This window comes from Stenotrophomonas sp. P5_B8 (assembly GCF_054049855.1).
Genome location: NZ_JBFULO010000490.1, coordinates 1 through 2,608, shown reverse-complemented (window position 1 = coordinate 2,608; position 2,608 = coordinate 1). Strand labels below are relative to the sequence as shown.

Annotated in this window: 4 protein-coding genes; 1 reads left to right on the top strand and 3 read right to left on the bottom strand. The window is 68.7% G+C overall.

Annotated features, from left to right (window positions below; translation table 11 throughout):
* Nucleotides 1-203 precede the first annotated feature (203 nt).
* Nucleotides 204-434, top strand: coding sequence for an RNA-binding S4 domain-containing protein (locus ACXJKH_RS18450; RefSeq protein WP_457321532.1), 231 nt, complete (start codon nt 204-206; stop codon nt 432-434).
* Between the two features lie 31 nt (nt 435-465).
* Here ACXJKH_RS18450 and ubiM read toward each other — a convergent pair whose 3' ends face one another.
* From ubiM to ACXJKH_RS18435, 3 genes are all read right to left on the bottom strand, one after another.
* Nucleotides 466-1,674 carry a 5-demethoxyubiquinol-8 5-hydroxylase UbiM gene (gene ubiM / locus ACXJKH_RS18445; protein WP_457321530.1) on the bottom strand — a complete coding sequence of 403 codons (1,209 nt, stop codon included), beginning with the start codon at nt 1,672-1,674 and terminating at the stop codon, nt 466-468.
* Between the two features lie 99 nt (nt 1,675-1,773).
* Complete coding sequence (locus ACXJKH_RS18440) at nt 1,774-2,169, bottom strand: MAPEG family protein (RefSeq protein ID WP_457321527.1); 396 nt, start codon at nt 2,167-2,169, stop codon at nt 1,774-1,776.
* Nucleotides 2,170-2,172: 3 nt separating this feature from the next.
* On the bottom strand, nt 2,173-2,608 hold a 436-nt coding region (locus ACXJKH_RS18435), incomplete at its 5' end, for a DUF4019 domain-containing protein (protein ID WP_457321525.1).

Genomic DNA, 2,608 nt, shown 5'->3' with positions numbered 1-2,608 from the left:
TTGGGCGCCCTTTCTTATCGCGTGCCCTAGCGCTGCTCGGTCGGAGGAGAATTCACTCGCTCAGGGGGCGATGATACCGCATTGTTCCTGAACAACGCGTACAGATTTCCGCATGCATCCCCTTCTGCAGCGTGCTGGCGCACAATACGCGCCCTCTTCCGGCCCGGCCCCACGTCCGCGCCCCTTCCCAGGATACCCGTTCCATGCAGACCCTCGAATTTGAACTGGACCGCGACTACGTCGAGCTGAAGCAGCTGCTCAAGCTGGCCGACCTGGTCACCAGCGGGGGCGAAGCCAAGACCGTGATCGGCGACGGCCACGTCCTGGTCGATGGTGAAGTGGAACTGCGCAAGGCGTGCAAGATCCGCGCGGGCCAGATGGTCCAGTTCGGCGACACCGTCATCCACGTCATCGCCGATTCCGACGCGCCCTGATCGGTCGGTCATGACCGCTGGTGGTGACGTCTCAGCGCTGGGTCAGGTGCGCGGCGATCAACCGGCGGAACGGCGTCACCCCCTGCGCCAGGCGCAACCCGGCCCGGCGCAGCACCCGGGCCGGCAGGCGGTCGTCGGTATACAGCGCGGCGATGGCGTTGGTGGCCTCATACAACGGGCGTGACGCCAGCCGGTGGCCGCGCTCGTAGGCGGACAGCCCACCCGGGGCGGCAATGTCGGTACCCCGCACCGCTGCCCGGGTCAGGATCGCGGCCAGCCGATGCTGGCTGAGCAATCCCAGGTTGAACCCGTGGGCGGTGACCGGATGCATGCCCACGGCGGCGTCGCCGATCAAGGCACAGYGATCGCCGACGAATGCGTTGGCATACACCCCCACCAACGGATAGGCCTGTGGCCGCGCGGTCGGCTGCATCGCGCCCAGCCGGTGTTCGAAGAAGGTGCTGATGCTGCGCCCGAAGCGGTCTTCGTCCTGCGCCAGCAATGCCTCGATCTGGCGCGGTGGCAGGGTGATCACCGCCGAGGCCTGGTCGCCGTTGAGCGGCAGCAGCGCCATCGTGCGCCCATAGCCGAACCACTCCCAGGCGGTGTGCCGGTGCGGCACCTCGATCTGCATCCGGCAGACCAGCATCGACTTGCCGAAGTCGCGCATGCGCGCGCCTATCCCGAGCATGCGCCGGGTGCTGGAAAAGCGGCTGTCGGCGGCGACCACCAGGCGTGCGACCAGGCGGCGCCCATCGGCCAGGGTCACCACGCTGTGGCGCGGCCCGGCGACCACCCCGACCACCCGCGTTTCATCCAGCAGTTGCAGGCCGCGCTGGCCCTGCACGCTGTCCCAGGCGGCGCGGCGGATCAGATGGTTGGGCACCAGCCAGCCCAGGTCGCCATCGGTGCGCTGGGTGTTGGCAAAGGTCAGCGCGAACGGCGAGCCGCCGTCCAGGACCTTGGCATCCCGCAGGGAGGAGATCTCGGCCGGGTCCAGCCGCGCCCAGATGCCCAGCGTTTCCAGGATCTGCCGCGAGGCGTGGGTCAAGGCAATCTCGCGGCCGTCGAACGCCGGCTGCGCCAGTGCAGCGCGCGGCTGTTGTTCGACCAGGCTGACGCGCAGGCCGCTGTCGGCGAGCGAGCGTGCGAAGCACAACCCGGCCGGTCCCGCTCCGACCACCACCACATCCACCGGCTGTTCCGGTGCGCACTGCTGCTGCGGGCTTGCGTCCGACATGTTCCATCCTGCGGTTGCGTGTCGGTGCCAGCTTACCGCCGTTGGCCCAACCCCCGCCTTGATCTGGATCAGCGGGGTCGGCCGGGATTCACCCGTGTTCTACAGCAGGGCGAAGATCAGCTTGATGATGCCGATMAGCGAGACCACCCACACCAGGCTGCGCACGTACGGCACCCCGGCGGCATACAGCGGCAGGTAGACCACCCGCGCCCAGAAATACAGCTGCACCGCCAGGGCGGTGGTGCTGTCCTGGCGCTGGGTCAGCACCACCGCCAGTACGGCAGCAGCGAAGAACGGAAAGGTCTCCATGAAGTTGGACTGGGCGCGCTGCAGGCGCCCGGTCAGCGGCCGCACCGGCGGACCCTGCGCATCGCGCGGCGAGGCGTTCCACTTCAGGCCGCGCTCGTGAGTGACGGCGGTGGACGCGGCAAACAGGTGCACCAGGCCCAGCACCATCGACCACGCCAACATCTGGATCTCGATACTCATGGGCATTCCTCAGGGAGTGGCGGCACGCACGCTGTAACCGGCCAGGCGCCAGACCCGATCTTCGTCGAGCCGGAAGGAGACCAGTTCGCGCACCGGCTGGGCGCTGTTGGCAAACCGCGTGGGGAAACTGACGTTGATGTAGAGCCCTTCGGGCACCGTCGCGCCCGGCGCGTACTTGACCCGGGTCACCACCGGCTGACCACGCGAAGCCAATGCCCCCAGGCGCTTGCGATCGGACGTGAGCTGGCCGACGAAGGCCTGTTCGGTGACCGATTTCTTCGCGATCGCCGAGGCGCCCTTCCAGGCCTCGGCGGCGCGGTTGGCGTCCACCAGCTGTGCCACCTGCAGCGCGGCGGCACTCAACTCGGCGTCCTGCTTGTGCACCTGTGCCTGCTGCGCCGGGGTCAACGCCGGCCGTGCGGCCGGTGCGGCGGCCGGTGCCGGG